Below are 18,120 nucleotides of genomic sequence, written 5' to 3'. Positions count from 1 at the left end.
GTGAGGCATTTAATTATTATAGTGGTTGGTTTTATACTACACCTTGAGCCAACATCGCGTCAGCAACTTTAACAAATCCAGCAATGTTTGCTCCTTTTACGTAATCCACGTACCCTGTTGCATCTTTACCGTATTTAACACATGAAGCATGAATGTCAAGCATGATTTTTTTCAAACGCTCGTCCACTTCTTCTGCTGTCCAACTTAATCTCAATGAGTTTTGAGACATCTCTAATCCTGAAGTTGCTACTCCACCAGCATTTGATGCTTTTCCAGGTGCAAATAATATTTTTGCTTTATGGAAAACAATTACTGCTTCTGGAGTGGAAGGCATGTTTGCGCCTTCAGCCACACAAATACAACCATTTGCAACAAGCATTTTAGCCTCTTCTTCGTTCAATTCGTTTTGAGTTGCACAAGGCAACGCAACATCACATTTAACTTCCCATGGACGTTTTCCAGCAACATATTTTGCATTTGGATACTTAGTTAAATAATCGCTTATTCTTCCACGTAATTCATTTTTAATCTCCATTACGTAGGCTAATTTAGCAGCGTCAATTCCATCAGCATCATAAATGTATCCTGAAGAATCTGATAAAGTAACTACTTTACCACCCAATTGAGTTGCTTTTTCAGCAGCATATTGAGCTACATTTCCAGATCCAGAAATTACAACTGTTTTTCCTGTAAAACTATCTCCTTTAGTATTTAGCATACTTTGTGCAAAGTATACATCGCCGTATCCAGTAGCTTCAGGACGAATTAATGAACCTCCAAAAGAAATTCCTTTTCCTGTTAATACTCCTGTAAACTCGTTTCTTAATCTTTTATATTGTCCAAACATATATCCTACTTCACGCCCTCCAACACCGATATCTCCGGCCGGAACGTCTGTATTATCTCCAATATGTTTTGATAATTCTGTCATAAATGCTTGACAAAAACGCATTACTTCATTATCAGATTTTCCTTTAGGATCAAAATCTGCTCCTCCTTTACCACCACCCATTGGCAATGTGGTTAAACTATTTTTGAAAGTTTGCTCGAAAGCTAAAAATTTTAAAATACTTAAATTTACTGAAGGGTGAAAACGAATTCCTCCTTTATAAGGTCCAATAGCAGAATTCATTTGAATTCTATAACCTCTATTCACTTGGATATCACCTTTATCATCGGTCCAAACTACACGGAAAGTAATGATTCGCTCAGATTCGACCATTCTCTCCAAAAGCATTTTGTTTTGGTATTTTTTATTTTCTTCAATAAATGGAATTACTGTTTCAGCAACTTCATGAACGGCTTGCATAAATTCTGGCTCGTTCGGATTTCTTTTAGCTACAGCTTCAACAAAAGATTTAATACTTTCTGACATACTATTTTTTTATTTAACGGTTTAAGAAAACGTTTTCGTATTTTGATACAAATATACATTTTAATCAATAATAATCGAAATCTATTTCAATTTGATAATAGAATTATCTTTATTATAAGATAAATTGAAAAACTGTGAATTTTATTCATCAATTTATAATGGAAAGCTAACTTATTATTAAGTAAAATAGTATATTAATATCATTTTACTATTATTCAAATAAATTAAGCCAACGCTTGAATCAGGTCTTCAATTAGATCCTCAATATCTTCAATCCCAACACTTAAACGAACTAAATCATCGGAAATTCCAATTTCTTTGCGTTTTTCTTCAGGAATTGAAGCGTGAGTCATTAATGCAGGATGATTGGCTAATGATTCAACACCACCTAACGATTCAGCCAACGTAAACACTTTCAACTTTTCAAGAAAATGAATCGAATCTTCTTTTTTCCCTGAAACAAAAGTAAATGAAACCATTCCTCCAAAACCACTCATTTGCTTTTTGGCAATTTCATGATACGGATGGCTTGGCAAACCAGGATAAAAAACGGTTTTTATTTTGGGATGATTATTTAAGAAATCAGCTACTTTTGCGCCATTTTCACAATGCCTTTGAACACGTAAATGAAGCGTTTTTATTCCTCTTAAAACTAAAAAACTATCCATTGGTCCTAATGTTCCTCCAGTTGCAAATTGTTGAAAATGCAATTGATTTCCCAATTCTTCGTCTTTGATAATCAAAGCTCCAGCGATTACATCAGAATGTCCTCCAAGGTATTTTGTTGCAGAATGCATCACAATATCGGCTCCTAAATCCAAAGGTTTTTGTAAATAAGGAGTAGCAAAAGTATTATCAACTGCAAAAATGATTTTATGTTGTTTAGTGATTTTTGCTATTTCTTGAATATCTGCTAATTTCATCAAAGGATTTGTAGGGGTTTCCACCCAAACTAATTTGGTTTTTTCGTTGATTAATGATTTGAATTTCTCCAAATCGTTCATGTCAACAAAATGAAATATTATTCCTGAATCTTTATAAATGCGTGTAAACATTCTATAAGTTCCGCCATATAAATCATCCATCGCAATAATTTCATCCCCCGATTTAAAGGTTCTTATTAAACAATCAGTAGCTGCCAAACCTGATGAAAATGCCAAACCGCGTGCTCCATTTTCAATACTTGCCAATGCGTTTTCCAAAGCAGAACGTGTTGGATTTGCAGCACGACTGTATTCATAATCAGGATTCAAAGGTTGTCCAGGACTTGTTTGAACATATGTTGATGTTTGATAAACTGGAGGCATTACTGCTCCAGTTGCAGGATCATGGTGTTGTCCGCCGTGAATGGTTTTCGTATTGAATTTCATAAATGCTATTTTTTTGTAAAGATATAAATTGTAACTCTTTATTTTTTATTAAAAATGCCCTTTTTTACTTCAAATGAATTTTCTTTGCATAAAGAAATAAGCTACTTATGAATAACAAAATTTATTACCTTGGAACCTGTGATACTTGTCGTAAAATAATAAAATCCTTACCTAAAGGAGTTGAATTAGTATTTCACGACATCAAGCAAGATCCTATTACAGAAGGGCAATTAGAAGAAATGCACCAACTTTCAGGAAGCTATGAATCGTTATTTAGCAAAAAAGCAATTTTGTATAAAACGATGGATTTAAAAAACAAGCAATTATCAGAATCCGATTATAAAAATTTGATTTTAGAAAATTATACCTTTTTGAGTCGCCCTGTTTTTATTATAAATGATGAAATTTACATTGGCAATAGCCAACAAAATATTCTTAAGGTTAATACTGTTTTAAATAATGTCTAAAAGAAATATTGCGTTAATTGGCGCGACTTTAGTATCCTTAATTTATGGCGTAACCTTCACGATCGCCAAGGATGTTATGCCGCATTATATTGATGCTTACGGCTTCATTTTCCTTCGTGTAGGCGGTTCTGCAATCTTATTTTGGTGTGTTTGGCTAATAATGAGAATACTAAAAATAGGCCCTAACGAAAAAATTGCTCTTAATGATTTTCCTAGAATTATTGCCTGTGCTTTTTTCGGAGTTGCATTAAATATGTTGACTTTTTTTAAAGGTTTGAGTATGACCTCGCCAATTTCAGCAGCTGTAATTATGGTTTGCACTCCATTAATTGTATTGATATTATCGGCAATTATTATCAAGGAAAACATGCGAAAAAGGAAAATCCTAGGAATACTATTGGGGCTTTTTGGAACGTCATTTTTAATTTTATACGGGAAAAAAGTTGGAAATAACTCGAATACTAGTTTGGGGAATTTTTTGGTTTTAGTCAATGCTATTTCTTATGGGTATTACTTAATAATTGTAAAAAAATTGATGGATAAATACAATGCTTTTACCTTTGTAAAATGGATTTATTTATTCGGTTTTTTTATGGTAGTTCCTTTTGGCTGGAGCCAATTCCAAATAGTTAACTGGGAAGTTTTACCCTCAGATATTGAATGGAAAATTGGATTTGTAGTCTTGTTTTCAACTTTTTTTACTTACCTATTAAACCTACTTTCAATGCGGGAATTAAAGCCCACTTTAGTAGCGGTATTCATCTATTTACAACCTCTTTTTGCAACAGTTTTTGCAATTAGTTTAGGAAAAGATGAATTGTCGTGGGTGAAAATAAGCTCAGCAATTTTAATCTTTACAGGAGTTTATTTGGTTACCGATAAAAAAAGTGAGCAACTACGGGATGAAGCAAAATAAACACTGAAAACTTTTTCATTATCTTTACACACATTTTAATAGCAATATGATACAATCAATGACTGGTTTTGGGAAAGCTACATTGCAATTACCAACAAAAAAAATAACCGTTGAAGTTAAATCTTTAAATAGTAAAGGTTTGGATTTAAGCGTGAGAATGCCTTCCGTTTATAGAGAAATGGAATTGGTTTTGCGTAACGAAATTTCATTGGCATTGGAAAGAGGAAAAATTGATTTTTCTATTTATATTGAAAGTACTGCCGAACAAACCTCTACCAAGGTAAATGTTCCAATTGTAAAAGCCTACATGGCGCAACTTCGCGAAGTATATAGCGATGCCGATGAAACAGAATTGATGAAAATGGCAGTGAGAATGCCAGATACAATGAAAATTGAGCGAGAAGAAATTGATGAAAATGATTGGCTTGAAATTCAAAAAGTAATCAATGAAGCGATTTCTAATATTTTGAATTTCCGTCAAGCGGAAGGGGTTTCGTTAGAAAATGAATTTCAATTGAGAATTGGTAATATCAGAAGCTATATGAACGAAGCTTTGGCTCTTGATCCAGAAAGAGTTCAAACAATTAAAGATCGTTTGCAAACAGCAATTTCAGAATTGGAAGTAAATGTAGATGAGAATCGTTTCGAGCAAGAATTAATATATTATTTAGAGAAATTAGATATTACTGAAGAGAAAGTGCGATTGACCAACCACTTGGATTATTTCCTTGAAACCATAAAAGGTAAAGAAGCCAATGGTAGAAAATTAGGATTCATTACTCAAGAAATGGGACGTGAAATAAATACAATGGGGTCTAAATCCAATCACGCGCAAATGCAAAAATTAGTAGTGATGATGAAGGATGAATTGGAAAAAATCAAGGAACAAGTTTTGAACGTGTTATAAGATAGCTTAAGCAAAAAATCATGAAACAAGGAAAATTAATCGTTTTTTCGGCACCTTCAGGATCAGGAAAAACCACGATTGTAAAACACTTACTTGGATTAGAAGATTTGAATTTGGAATTTTCTATTTCGGCAGCTTCTCGTGAACCTCGAGGCGAAGAAGTAAATGGCAAAGATTACTATTTTATTTCCACTGCAGAGTTCAAAAAACACATTAAAAACGAAGATTTTATTGAGTGGGAAGAAGTGTACCGCGATAATTTTTACGGCACATTAAAAAGTGAAGTAGAGCGCATTTGGGCTTTAGGAAAAAATGTGATTTTTGATATTGATGTGGCTGGCGGACTGAGAATTAAGAACAAATTTCCAGAGCAAACGTTGGCTGTTTTTGTAAAACCACCCAGTATTGACGAGCTTAAAATCCGTCTTAAAAAACGTTCTACAGAAAGCGATGATAAGATAAACATGCGAATTGCAAAGGCTTCGGTGGAATTGGCAACTGCACCACAATTTGACAAAATCATAAAAAATTACGATTTAGATGTTGCTAAAGAAGACGCTTATCAATTGGTGAAAGCATTTGTGAAAGATTAAAAGTATTACATAAAGATTCACTTAAAAAAACACAGAGACGCACAATATTCTTTTCTTATCTTCGTAAAAAACTTCGTGAATCTTAGTGAAACAAAACAACTATGAAAATTGGACTTTATTTTGGAACCTTCAACCCTATTCATGTTGGGCACCTAATTATTGCCAATCACTTTGCGGAGCACACTGATTTAAATCAGGTTTGGATGGTGGTTACTCCGCACAACCCATTGAAAAATAAAGACACTTTATTAAAAGATTCGACTCGTTTAGAATTGGTTTTTCTAGCAACAGAAGACTACCCAATGATTAAACCTTGCGACATCGAATTTCATTTGTCTCAGCCGAATTATACCGTAAATACTTTAGCGCATTTACAAGATAAATATCCTAAAAATGAGTTTTCCTTAATTATGGGAGAAGACAATTTGAAATCTTTTCACAAATGGAAAAACTACGAGGTGATTCTTAAAAATCATGACATTTATGTATATCCAAGGGTTGATGAAAATGGACAGACTAATAATAATGGTGAAAAATACGGTTTTAAAAACCATCCTAAAGTTCACTTTATAGCCGCACCAATTGTGGAAATTTCGGCTACATTTATTAGAAATTCAATTAAAAATAAGAAGAACATTCAGCCGCTTTTACCTAATAAAGTTTGGGAATATATTGATCACAACAATTTGTATAGAAAGTAATTTAGTCATTAAATTCGATAACAAAACCTTACCTATGAACCAAAGAATATATTATTATCAACCAACTAAATGAAATTAATTATGAGATTAAACCTAATTCACTATTCAATTATTTGCGTTTTGACCACTTTTATTTCTTACGGTCAAACCAAGTTTTACAAAACTCCAAGTGGACAAATTATTGATAATTTCGAATATTCAAAATTAAAAGCGGATTATTATGATTTTGTTTTTAAATTAAAAGTTCAACAAAGTGATAGAAAAATTTTATTTAAAGAGAATTTTAAAGAAATTAAGAGAACAAAAGACAGTATCATTTACTCTTATAAATTTGAAGTAAAAATTCATGAAAAAAAGGTGGTCGGAGAAATTAAGTTTGATTCCGATGATTATATTGACAAAGAATTTCCACTTACTAGTTTACAAACATTGGACAACAAGACTGTAACAATTAATGCCTTAAAAGGAAAGCCCACATTAATTAATTTTTGGTTTGCTAATTGCATGCCTTGTATAGAAGAAATGCCTATTTTAAATAAAATTAAAGAGAAATTTAAAGATAGAGTAAACTTTATTGCAATTACCTATGAGACAAAAGAGAAAGTATTAGATTTTTTAAAAAAGCACAACTATACTTTTATTCAAATAGTAGATGCTAGAAAATTTACAGACGAATTGAAAATGAATTCTTTTCCAATAAATGTTTTTTTAGACAAAAATGGAATAGCTAGAGAAATAAAAAATGGAATTCCTTATGAAATGAATGATAAAGAGGAACTTATAATGGGAGATGGTAAAAATTTTATTGAAATTTTAGAAGAACTATTACTACAATAATTTAAACTCGATTACTTTGGTTTACTTAGTAGATCTTAAAAATAGTTTTCCTTAAAAGCTAGTTTAAAATCCCAATATTAATTTTGCGATAGAGAAATAGATAAGAATTCCGAAGATATCATTACTTGTAGTGATAAACGGCCCTGTTGCTAACGCAGGATCAATATTAAATTTATTTAACAATAATGGAATAAATGTTCCAATTAATGAGGCTATTATTATTACAGAAATCAATGCCGTTGTAACAATAACTCCAATAATTACTTCAACATTTAGAAGAAAATGACTGCCAATAAATAAAATAGTAGCTAAAATAATTCCGTTCAATAAACTCAAGGAAACCTCTTTTATTAATCTGTTAAATAATGTACCACTTAAGGAATCATTGGCTAGACCTTGTACTATAATTGCCGAAGATTGTACTCCAACATTACCCGCCATAGCGGCAATTAAAGGGGTGAAAAAGAATAAATTCCCGTGAAGTAACATTGCGCCTTCAAATAATCCTAATACTTTCACAGAAATAAATCCGCCTAAAAGTGCAAGGACTAACCATGGTAATCGCGCTTTGGTATGTTCTATAATACTATCGTCGGCTTCGATATCTTGAGAAATACCTGCTGCCAATTGGTAATCCTGATCGGCTTCTTCTTTAATTACATCTACGATGTCATCAATGGTAATTCGACCTACTAAACGATCTAGTTCGTCAATAACTGGAATAGCTTCCAGGTCATATTTTTGCATAATTCTTGCCACTTCAACGTCTTCAGTAGTGACTTTAACAAAATTTAATTTACGAATATAGACTTCACTAATTGGCGTTTTAGCCGATGTTGTAAGCAAATCCTTTAAAGAAAGTCGACCCAATAATTTCTCCTGCTCATCAACAACATAAATGGAATGCACTCTGGAAATATTTTCCGCTTGGATTCGCATTTGCTTGATGCAGGTTAAAACGTTCCAATTTTCGTTAACTTTAACCAACTCTTTGTGCATTAATCCCCCAGCGGTATTTTCGTCGTAACGCAATAAATCGACAATGTCTTTTGCGTGTTCAACGTCTTGAAGTTCCGAAATTACTTCCTGTTTTTTACTTTGAGAAAGTTCGGCAATAATATCGGCAGCATCGTTAGTATCTAATTCGTCAAGCTCTTCAGCGATTTCTTTTGGGGACAATCGGCTTAAGATGTTTTCTCTTAAATCGTCATCTAACTCAAGTAATATTTCTGCAGTTTTATCGCTATCTAATACCTTGAAAATATAGGTAGCTTCGTTAAAATCTAACTCGTCAAGAATTTCGGCAATATCAGCATGGTGCAAATCATTAAGTAAGGATTCTAGTTGGTGATCGTCCTTACTTTTGATTAGTTCTTCTATTTGAACTATAAGCTCTTTACTGATTTTAAACTGCATCGTCTTCTATTTTTTGAGTGAGTTCAATGAATTGTTGCACGTTCAACTGCTCTGGACGAAGGTCAAAGATAGTGTCTTCTCGCAAATTATCCGACAAATTTAGTGTTTTTAAACTATTTCGCAATGTTTTTCTGCGTTGTTGGAAAGCTGTTTTTACTACGGTGAAGAATAGTTTTTCTCCGCAAGGCAAACTAAAATCTTCTTTTCGTCTTAATCTCAACACCCCCGATTTTACTTTTGGTGGCGGATTGAAAACATGTTCGTCAACGGTAAAAAGATAGTCTGCTTGATAAAATGCTTGTACTAAAACGGATAAAATCCCGTATGCCTTTGTTCCTTTTTTCTCACAAATTCTCTCAGCAACTTCCTTTTGAAACATCCCAGAAAATTCAGGAATTTGATTTCTATATTCCAACATTCGGAATACAATTTGCGTAGAAATGTTGTAAGGAAAATTCCCAATTATCCCGAATTGTTTACCTCCAAAAGTTTCGTTTATATCGTATTTCAAAAAGTCTTTTGAAATTATTTTTCCTCTCAATTTTGGAAAATTTTTTTCTAAATAGGTCACCGATTCGGTATCGATTTCAATCACATAAGTTGTAATTGGTTTTTCCAATAAATATTTCGTCAAAACTCCCATTCCTGGGCCAATTTCCAAAACCTCATCATAACCTTCAAAATTCAAAGTACCAGCAATTGCAGCAGCAATACTTTCATCATTTAAAAAATGCTGTCCTAGGTGTTTTTTTGCTTTTACTTTTTCCATAATTCAAGTTGTTGTTTGTTGTTTGCCAACAACTAATGTTCAGAAATTAATTCCAATTCCGTTCTGAAAGCCAACATTTTATCGCCAAATAAAACTGCTCCTTCTTCTCTCAATCTTGGAGCATCCTCTTCGTAATATTTTTGTAACATCTCCTTATTTTCTGTAGTATATTGTATGGAATAAGTAACTCCTCCCATTTCTTCTTCAATAAGCACTTTTACCATTCTTGCAGACGTGAATTTACCAGTTGCCAATACATCATTTATATGTTTTTGTTGCATCCAAGTCATCCATTGGTTGTGAACACTTTCGTGAATATTAATTGTTACGTTGTATATTATCATTTTTTAGTGTTTAATCGTTATTTTGTTCAACCATTTAACCGAATTTACGATTAAACGATTTACCTAAAAATTATTATAATTCTTTATTGTCACCCCGAAGTTCCCTGTATTTTTTCCTAGCATCTACAAAATAAATACTGTCTTGGTGATTAAATACCAATTTTTCATAAAACGCTTTCGCCTTTTCTATATCGATCTGTTTTTTATTGTAAATCTCGGCTGTAAAAAACAAAGCTTCATCAATATAAATTTCTTCTGAATGTTGGTCGATAATTTTTTGATATTGGCTTAAAGCCAATTGATAATCGCCTAATTTTTCATAAATTTTACCTAATCGATATAAAGTTATTGTTTCAATTTCCTTTCCTTTAAAGTTTTTTAAAATATCTTGAAATTGCAATAACGCATCTTGTGGTTTATTTTGATAATTCAAATAATCGCCTCGAGCAAATTGTTTTAAAGCCGTTTGAGTGGAATCAGCAACGGTATTGTCATTTATTAACAGGAAATACTCTAAAGCATCATTGGCAATTAATTGAGAGGAAACCGTTTTTAATTCTTTAAATTGTTTCAATGCCCAAACAAAATCTCCTTTAAAATAACTTGTTTTTGCAGATTTTAATGTGGCTTCGTGGCCGATAACATCATTTTTTAGGTCTTCTTCAATTTGAGAATAATACAACGAGGCTTGGTTGAATTTTTCTTCAAATAAAAAAATGTCTGCTAATTCCATCTTCACATCAGCTTTTTGAAATTCATTTAAAGGAAGTTCCAAAGCGGTTTTTAAAATCGCCTTACCTTGAGTTGGATTTTTCATTTGAAAAGTATCAAAGTGCGCTTTCAAAATTTGTAATTTTATTGAATAGGGTGTAATTCCATATTGATTTAATAAGGAAACCAGGTCTTTTTCAATTTCAGAAAGGTCTTTTATTGCGGGATCATTAATTTTCATTTCCGTAAGAAAATAATGCGCCTGCATTTGTAAATCGGTGTCTTTTGAATTTTCTAAAATGAAGGCAAGAATTTCTTTAGCGGTTTCATTCTCTTCTTCTTCAATAGAAATTTGAGCTAAATTTACAATGTTAGAAAGTGATTCTGGATTTCTTTTATAAATGGCTTTTTCTTGAATGAATGCTTTTCCAAATTCTTTTTGTTGAACATAAAACCAACTCAAATATTGATTCCAAAAGACATCTTGATTTTTTTGGATTCTGATTAATAGTGCTTTACGAAGTGCTTCGGTGAAAGTCAAATCAGCAGTTTCAGACATAAACCGGGTGAATTGATTTTGAATTAAAATCAGATTTTGAGGATTTTTGTAGGATTCCTCCAAGAACTTTTCAATCATTTTATCGGTTTCCCCTTTTTGCCCATATAAAACGGCCATTTGAAAATTAAAATTCATATTCGGATCCATTTCCAATGCAATTTCATAGGATTGTAAAGCATAATCAATTAATACCTTCTTTTCAAAAACAGCAGCAATTCCATATACTTCTGAAGGATTTTTTTTGATTTTATCTAGTGCTTGCTCAAAATATTTTTTGGCTTTGCTATCGTCTTTCTGTAGCTGGTAGTTGGATCCTAATTCTACTAATAGGGAACTTTGTTTGTATTTGTCATAACGATTTAAAATTGCTTTTTCAGCAACGTCATATTGTTTTAATTGTTGGTAGCATTCAATTGCTTTTTGGAAATAAAATCCATTTCCAGGTTGAGAAGTTAATAAATCCTGGAATGAAACTAGCGCTTTTTCAAATTCTCCTTTGTCAAAATAGTTCATCGCTAATTGGTCGTTTTGAGAGAAACCAATTAGGGAATAAAACAGAGAAAAAAGAAAAATTATTTTTTTCATTCAAAATGTGTTAAAAAAACAATGTACTAAAACAACCCTTTTTGTGTCATATTAGTACATTATTTTCAGTGACAAACTAATTTTAGTCGATCAAATCAAAACCTGTATATTTTCTCAAAACTTCAGGAATCACAATTCCCTCTGGTGTTTGATAGTTTTCTAATATTCCTGCTAGAACTCTTGGTAATGCCAATGAACTTCCGTTTAAGGTGTGCGCCAATTGGTTTTTACCCTCTTTATCTTTATAACGTAATTTTAATCGATTGGCCTGAAAAGTTTCAAAGTTCGATACTGATGAAATTTCCAACCAACGATCTTGAGCAGTTGAAAACACTTCAAAATCATAGGTTAATGCAGATGTGAATCCCATATCGCCTCCGCAAAGACGAAGAATTCTGTATGGTAATTTCAATTCTTGAAGTATCGTTTTTACGTGTTCTACCATTCCTTCCAAAGCTTCATATGATTTATCAGGATGCTCAATTCTCACGATTTCTACCTTGTCAAATTGATGCAAACGGTTCAATCCTCGAACATGTGCACCATAGGAACCCGCTTCTCTTCGGAAACAAGGTGTGTAACCTGTTGCTAAAACTGGCAACTCATTTTCATTCAAAATCACATCGCGAAATAAATTCGTAACTGGAACCTCAGCGGTTGGAATTAGATATAAATTATCGGTTGCATCGTGGTACATCTGACCGTCTTTGTCTGGTAATTGCCCCGTTCCATAAGCTGACGCTTCATTTACTAGATGAGGAACTTGGTATTCTTTATAACCGGCATCAGTATTTTTATCTAAGAAATAAGTAATTAAAGCACGTTGCAATTTGGCTCCTTTTCCTTTATAAACTGGGAAACCAGCACCTGTAATTTTATTTCCTAATTCGAAATCGATGATGTCGTATTTTTTAACCAATTCCCAATGAGGCTGCGCTCCTTCATGTAAAACAGGAATTGCACCTTCTTGAAGAACAGTTACGTTTTCTTCCGGAGTTTTACCTTCAGGAACTATAGCTGCAGGAAGATTAGGAAGTGTATATAGTTTTTCTAGTAATTCATTTGCCAAAGCATCTGCTTTTTCCGCAAGTTCTTTACTTTTTTCTTTAAGAAGAACTGTTTTTTCTTTTAGAATTGTAGCTTTGGATTTCTCACCAGCTTTCATTAAATCACCAATATGTTTGGACAATTTATTAGATTCAGATAAAATGTTATCCAATTCTACTTGTGTAGAACGACGTTTTTCATCTAATTGAACTACTTTATCAACGGTAGCTTTTGCATCGATATTTCTCTTTGCTAACGCTTTGATTACTTTTTCCTGATTTTCTCTAATAAATCCTATTTGTAACATATTGTAATTTTTATAAATCTAAAATTAATTTTAAGATTAAGTGGCAAATTTAATCATTTGTTTCTAATGTTGCTATTTTAAAATTAGGGTAATTTTTAAATAGTTATAACAAAAAAGACTGCTCATTAGAATGTTGCTAGCTAGCCCATATATATTAATTAACTATTTCACAAAGCGCTCAAAGTAGGCTCAAGGTCACACGAAATGCTTTTATTTGATTCAAAAACTTCGTGAATCTCTGAGAACCTTTGTTAACCTTTGTGAAAGAGTTTTTTTTACAAAGCGCTCAAAGAACACTCAAACTCACTCGAAATGCTTTATGGTTGTGATTTAATAAAACAAAACATAATTCCTAGCCCCGACAGCAGCGGCATCCTGTTGTGGCGGGGTTCGCCACAAGAGATATAGCGAATGGCGGGAGGAATAGTGAAAGAAATACAAAACGCCTGCTTCAAGAAAACAAAAAAGACTGCTCAACAGAACAGTCTTTTATTATTATTCTAAAAAAAATATTATCCTTTTAAGCTTGCAGCTAAATATTCTCTGTTCATTTGAGCGATATAGTCAAGGGAAATTCCTTTAGGGCATTCTACTTCGCAAGCTCCAGTATTGGTGCAATTTCCAAAACCTTCGGCGTCCATTTGTGCAACCATGTTCAAAACTCTGTCGGTAGCTTCCACTTTTCCTTGAGGCAATAATGCAAATTGAGACACTTTTGCAGATACAAATAACATTGCTGATGAGTTTTTACAAGTCGCCACACAAGCGCCACATCCAATGCAAGTTGCAGCATCAAAGGCTCTGTCGGCATCGGCTTTAGGAATTGGAATAGAATTCGCGTCAATTGTGTTTCCAGAGGTATTTACAGATACGAATCCACCAGATTGTTGGATTCTGTCGAATGCGCTTCTATCAACAACTAAATCTTTAATTACCGGGAATGCTTTTGCTCTAAATGGTTCGATATATATCGTATCGCCGTCTTTAAATTTACGCATGTGCAATTGGCAAGTTGTCACCAATCGGTCTGGTCCGTGTGCTTCACCGTTGATATATAGCGAACACATTCCGCAAATTCCTTCGCGACAATCGTGGTCAAAAGCTACAGTATCTTGTCCTTTAACAATTAATTGATCGTTTAAAATGTCAAGCATTTCAAGAAATGACATGTCTGGTTCAATGTGATCAACAGTATAATCTACCATTTTACCGGCAGCATTAGCGTTTTCTTGACGCCATATTTTCAAATTTAATTTCATATTATTTCGATTGAAGGTCTTTAAGTCGAAAGGCATTTGACATTTGGACTTTGGACATTTGACAAATTATTATTTATAACTTCTTTGAACTAATTTAACGTTTTCAAATTTCAACTCTTCTTTGTGAAGCACTGCATCACTCGGATTTCCTTTGTATTCCCAGGCAGCTACGTATGCGAAGTTTTCGTCGTCACGTTGTGCTTCTCCTTCTGGAGTTTGGTATTCTTCACGGAAGTGCCCACCACAAGATTCGTTTCTATGTAATGCATCTTTTGCGAATAATTCTCCTAATTCTAGGAAGTCGGCAACACGAAGTGCTTTTGCTAATTCAGGGTTGAAACTATCCGCAGTTCCAGGGATTTTTACTTCTTTATAGAATTCTTCTCTGATTTGTGCAATTTCGGCTTGCGCTTCAATTAACCCTTTTTCATTTCGTGCCATTCCAACTTTATCCCACATAATTTTTCCTAATTTCTTATGGAAATAATCTGCTGGTTTAGAACCGCCATTATTCATTAATCGATCTATTTGGGCAATTACATTTTTCTCAGCTTCTTCGAATTCTGGTAAATCGGTAGAAATTTTACCCATTTTGATATCTGGAGCTAAATAATCACCAATTGTGTAAGGTAAAACAAAATATCCATCAGCTAATCCTTGCATCAGTGCTGAAGCTCCTAATCTGTTGGCTCCATGGTCTGAAAAGTTGGACTCTCCAATTGAGAAACAACCTGGAATTGTAGTTTGTAAGTTATAATCTACCCAAGTTCCACCCATTGTATAGTGAACCGCTGGGTAAATCATCATTGGTGTTGTGTATGGATCTTCGTCAACGATTTTCTCATACATTTGAAATAAGTTACCGTATTTATTAGCGACTACTTCCGTTCCTAATTTGGTAACTATCGCAGTATCATTTTCATCTAAGTGTTTCAATCTTGCTTGATCTACTCCGTATCTTTGAATTGCTGCAGCAAAATCTAGATAAACTGCTTCGCCAGTTTTATTAACCCCAAATCCAGCATCACATCTTTCTTTAGCAGCACGAGAAGCAATATCTCGAGGTACTAAATTTCCAAAAGCTGGGTAGCGTCTTTCTAAAAAATAATCTCTATCGCCTTCTGCAATTTGTGTTGGTTTTAATTTTCCTTCACGAATGGCTTTTGCATCTTCTAATTTTGCAGGAACCCAAATACGTCCATCATTACGCAAAGATTCCGACATTAATGTCAGTTTTGCTTGGTGATCTCCAGAAACTGGAATACAAGTTGGGTGAATTTGTGTGTAACAAGGATTTGCAAAAAAAGCGCCTCTTTTATGAATTTTCCATGCAGCGGTTACGTTACTTCCCATGGCATTGGTAGAAAGAAAAAAAACATTTCCATATCCTCCAGAAGCAATAACTACAGCGTGTGCAGAGTGTCTTTCAATTTTTCCTGTTACTAAATCACGTGCTATAATTCCTCTTGCTTTTCCATCAACGATAACTAAATCTAGCATTTCGTGACGGTTGAACATTTTGATTTTTCCACGACCTATTTGGCGGTTCATTGCTGAATACGCCCCTAATAATAATTGTTGTCCTGTTTGTCCTTTTGCATAAAACGTTCTAGAAACTAAAGTTCCACCAAAAGAACGGTTGTCTAATAAACCGCCGTATTCACGAGCAAAAGGCACCCCTTGAGCCACACATTGGTCGATTATATTAGTTGAAACTTCTGCCAATCGGTAAACATTTGCTTCACGTGCACGATAATCTCCCCCTTTTACAGTATCGTAGAATAATCGGAAAGTTGAATCTCCATCGCCTTGATAATTCTTGGCAGCATTTATTCCACCTTGTGCAGCAATTGAGTGTGCACGGCGCGGTGAATCTTGAAAACAAAATGCTTTTACATTGTAGCCTAATTCTGCTAAAGTTGCAGCAGCAGAACCACCTGCTAATCCAGTTCCCACAATAATAACATCTAAATTTCGCTTGTTTGCAGGGTTTACTAAATTAATATGATCTTTATAATTTGTCCATTTGTCCGAAATTGAACCTTCTGGTATTTTTGAATCTAATGCCATTATAAATTGTATTAAATTTGATTAAAATGATGGAATAAAGCAATAACTATAAATCCTAATGGGACAATAATTGCAAATGCATATCCTAATTTGTGAAGTGCTTTTGAATATTTATTATTAAATCCAACCGATTGGAAAGACGAGTTGAAACCGTGCCATAAGTGCATTGATAATAAAATAAATGACAAAGCGTATAATCCTGTTCGAACTGGACTCTCAAATTTGTGATTTAATTCTTCGTAATATCTTGTTGGATTAATTTCGTTTACGTTGATGTATTTATAATTAATTTCATGAACCCAAAAATCGTAAAAGTGCAAACCTAAAAATGCTAGAACCACTAATCCAGAAATAATCATATTTCTAGAAACCCAAGAGGAATTGGCTGCTCCATTATAATTTGCATATGACACAGGTCTAGAACTTCTGTTTTTTATTTCTAATACCATTCCCATTACAAAGTGAAAAACAACTCCTGCTACCAAAATTGGCTGCATTACAAATTGAATTATCGGATTGTAACCCATAAAATGAGACATCATATTGAATACCTCTTCACTAAAAATAGAAGTAAAATTGATGAAAAAATGTAGTGATAAAAAGGAAATTAAAAAAAGTCCCGAAAGCGCCATTGCAACTTTCTTTGCAATTGAAGACTTTAGAAATGAAGAATTGGCCATGATAAAATCAATTTTTATTTTTTAATAATGCACAAAAATAATCATTAATAGAACATACTACAACCTTTTCGTTGTAATTTATAATGATTTTAAGGTGATTTTGACAATTGTTTAATTATTGTTGAATCCGATTAAAATAATTCAATGAAATTTTGAATAATATGCAAAATATGAAATTTCATTTTGTTCAATTAATACGTTTTGGTTACGTCTTCGTCTATTACAATAATAAAATTGGCTTTGCCTAAATATTCAGGCTCTAGTTTTGAGATGTCATTTTGAGAAACAGTCGCTATGGTAACAATTTTTATCGAAGGATTTTCTTGTTTTAAATACCAATTAATTCCTTCAAAATTATCACTGTGGTAGGAACCGTTGAAATGAATAAATAAAGAGTTTTCTTTTCGATTTTTAATTATAAAATGAGCCATTGTAGCATCTTTGGAAGCTTGAGCTTTTGGTAAATTTTCACCACCATGACCGCCCATTTCTTGAATCATTTTACTATATCCTGGCAAGGCTGCATCGTACTTTAAAGGCAGTGGCGCTATCCAGGATTTTTCTTCATTTGACAATTTATCAAGCGCTTCAAAACCGTTTTTAAATACTAAACTTGCGAATCTTCGTGGGATATTGGTTGCTATAAAATCAATCTTTAATTCTTTGGCATAATCAACAAGTGGTTTATAATCTGTTTTATAGTTTGGCCAAAGTCGGGCCGTGCTATCTAACTTTTTCTGATTGATTTCGTCATTTAAATATTGGTTTATTTGTTTTTGATTGTCGGCTTCTAACATTTCAGCCCCTAGTACTAAGTTCCTTTTGTCTGATAAATCTTTCAAAACTTCTAATTCAAGCCAATGTACCACAGAATTATCATGGTATTCTCCGAACAAAAGAACGTCTGATTTTTGAGAACTGTTTATGATGTCTTTATAACTTGCTTTTTTTCCATTTTTATTAAATATCTTATACGATTGCTTGTTTTGAGCACTTGAAAAAAGAAAAAAACTAGCCATCAAAAGCACGAAAATAGATCTCATATAAAAAACAGTTGTTAAATTATTATTTCTGCTAAATTAAGTAAAATAACTCAGGATTGATTATATAATTATTGAATTCCTATTAGAACTTACCGTTTATTTTAAATATCGTAAAAATGAATTCTAGTAGCATTTTTAAAGGCAAAATTCTATAAAACATCAAA

The 18,120-nt window shown here is 33.0% G+C and carries 17 protein-coding genes; 6 read left to right on the top strand and 11 right to left on the bottom strand.

From position 1 onward, the window contains the following. Positions 1 to 31: 31 nt before the first annotated feature. Complete coding sequence (gene gdhA, locus AC9UFV_RS03260; RefSeq protein ID WP_509572726.1) at positions 32 to 1,375, bottom strand: NADP-specific glutamate dehydrogenase; 1,344 nt, start codon at positions 1,373 to 1,375, stop codon at positions 32 to 34. 224 nt (positions 1,376 to 1,599) lie between these two features. Continuing rightward, positions 1,600 to 2,745 (bottom strand): cystathionine gamma-synthase, encoded by a 1,146-nt coding sequence (locus tag AC9UFV_RS03255; protein WP_509572724.1) that lies wholly within the window; start codon positions 2,743 to 2,745, stop codon positions 1,600 to 1,602. A gap of 107 nt (positions 2,746 to 2,852) precedes the next feature. On the opposite strand from AC9UFV_RS03255, the gene AC9UFV_RS03250 reads away from it, so the two are divergent. The 6 genes from AC9UFV_RS03250 to AC9UFV_RS03225 all read left to right on the top strand — a co-directional run bounded on the left by AC9UFV_RS03250 (position 2,853) and on the right by AC9UFV_RS03225 (position 7,166). Then, positions 2,853 to 3,212, top strand: a complete 360-nt coding sequence (locus AC9UFV_RS03250) for an arsenate reductase family protein (RefSeq protein ID WP_509572722.1) — start codon at positions 2,853 to 2,855, stop codon at positions 3,210 to 3,212. Further along, positions 3,205 to 4,128 carry a DMT family transporter gene (locus tag AC9UFV_RS03245; RefSeq protein ID WP_509572720.1) on the top strand — a complete coding sequence of 308 codons (924 nt, stop codon included), beginning with the start codon at positions 3,205 to 3,207 and terminating at the stop codon, positions 4,126 to 4,128. The genes AC9UFV_RS03250 and AC9UFV_RS03245 overlap by 8 nt, the downstream gene beginning before the upstream one ends. 46 nt (positions 4,129 to 4,174) lie before the next feature. Next, positions 4,175 to 5,035 carry a YicC/YloC family endoribonuclease gene (locus AC9UFV_RS03240; protein ID WP_509572718.1) on the top strand — a complete coding sequence of 287 codons (861 nt, stop codon included), beginning with the start codon at positions 4,175 to 4,177 and terminating at the stop codon, positions 5,033 to 5,035. 20 nt (positions 5,036 to 5,055) lie between these two features. Beyond that, positions 5,056 to 5,628: a guanylate kinase gene (gmk, locus tag AC9UFV_RS03235; RefSeq protein WP_509572716.1), complete on the top strand. Its 573-nt coding sequence runs from the start codon at positions 5,056 to 5,058 to the stop codon at positions 5,626 to 5,628. Positions 5,629 to 5,729: 101 nt separating this feature from the next. After that, a complete protein-coding gene (gene nadD, locus AC9UFV_RS03230; RefSeq protein ID WP_509572714.1) occupies positions 5,730 to 6,329 on the top strand; it encodes a nicotinate (nicotinamide) nucleotide adenylyltransferase in 600 nt (199 codons plus the stop codon). Between the two features lie 81 nt (positions 6,330 to 6,410). Continuing rightward, complete coding sequence (locus tag AC9UFV_RS03225) at positions 6,411 to 7,166, top strand: TlpA family protein disulfide reductase (RefSeq protein ID WP_509572712.1); 756 nt, start codon at positions 6,411 to 6,413, stop codon at positions 7,164 to 7,166. Between the two features lie 63 nt (positions 7,167 to 7,229). Here AC9UFV_RS03225 and mgtE read toward each other — a convergent pair whose 3' ends face one another. From mgtE to AC9UFV_RS03180, 9 genes are all read right to left on the bottom strand, one after another. After that, a complete protein-coding gene (mgtE, locus tag AC9UFV_RS03220; RefSeq protein ID WP_509572710.1) occupies positions 7,230 to 8,582 on the bottom strand; it encodes a magnesium transporter in 1,353 nt (450 codons plus the stop codon). Then, a complete protein-coding gene (gene rsmA / locus AC9UFV_RS03215; RefSeq protein ID WP_509572708.1) occupies positions 8,572 to 9,351 on the bottom strand; it encodes a 16S rRNA (adenine(1518)-N(6)/adenine(1519)-N(6))-dimethyltransferase RsmA in 780 nt (259 codons plus the stop codon). The genes mgtE and rsmA overlap by 11 nt, the downstream gene beginning before the upstream one ends. Positions 9,352 to 9,383: 32 nt before the next feature. Next, the gene (locus AC9UFV_RS03210; protein WP_509572706.1) at positions 9,384 to 9,695 is read right to left on the bottom strand and encodes a DUF4286 family protein; all 312 of its coding nucleotides are present in this window, start codon (positions 9,693 to 9,695) and stop codon (positions 9,384 to 9,386) included. A gap of 73 nt (positions 9,696 to 9,768) precedes the next feature. Next, entirely contained in the window at positions 9,769 to 11,550 is a 1,782-nt protein-coding gene (locus AC9UFV_RS03205; protein ID WP_509572704.1) for a tetratricopeptide repeat protein, read from the bottom strand. 82 nt (positions 11,551 to 11,632) lie between these two features. Continuing rightward, positions 11,633 to 12,904, bottom strand: a complete 1,272-nt coding sequence (gene serS / locus AC9UFV_RS03200) for a serine--tRNA ligase (RefSeq protein WP_509572702.1) — start codon at positions 12,902 to 12,904, stop codon at positions 11,633 to 11,635. A 512-nt stretch (positions 12,905 to 13,416) separates the two neighbouring features. Next, positions 13,417 to 14,163, bottom strand: a complete 747-nt coding sequence (locus tag AC9UFV_RS03195; protein ID WP_509572699.1) for a succinate dehydrogenase/fumarate reductase iron-sulfur subunit — start codon at positions 14,161 to 14,163, stop codon at positions 13,417 to 13,419. A gap of 69 nt (positions 14,164 to 14,232) precedes the next feature. Beyond that, complete coding sequence (locus AC9UFV_RS03190) at positions 14,233 to 16,233, bottom strand: fumarate reductase/succinate dehydrogenase flavoprotein subunit (RefSeq protein ID WP_509572697.1); 2,001 nt, start codon at positions 16,231 to 16,233, stop codon at positions 14,233 to 14,235. Between the two features lie 11 nt (positions 16,234 to 16,244). Continuing rightward, the gene (locus tag AC9UFV_RS03185; RefSeq protein WP_509572695.1) at positions 16,245 to 16,913 is read right to left on the bottom strand and encodes a succinate dehydrogenase cytochrome b subunit; all 669 of its coding nucleotides are present in this window, start codon (positions 16,911 to 16,913) and stop codon (positions 16,245 to 16,247) included. A 191-nt stretch (positions 16,914 to 17,104) separates the two neighbouring features. Next, the gene (locus AC9UFV_RS03180) at positions 17,105 to 17,956 is read right to left on the bottom strand and encodes a ChaN family lipoprotein (protein WP_509572693.1); all 852 of its coding nucleotides are present in this window, start codon (positions 17,954 to 17,956) and stop codon (positions 17,105 to 17,107) included. Positions 17,957 to 18,120 lie beyond the last annotated feature (164 nt).

Source organism: Flavobacterium sp. (genome assembly GCF_044349645.1).
GTDB lineage: Bacteria > Bacteroidota > Bacteroidia > Flavobacteriales > Flavobacteriaceae > Flavobacterium.
The sequence above is the reverse complement of the archived record's forward strand: the minus strand, read 5'-3'. Positions and strand labels throughout refer to the sequence as shown.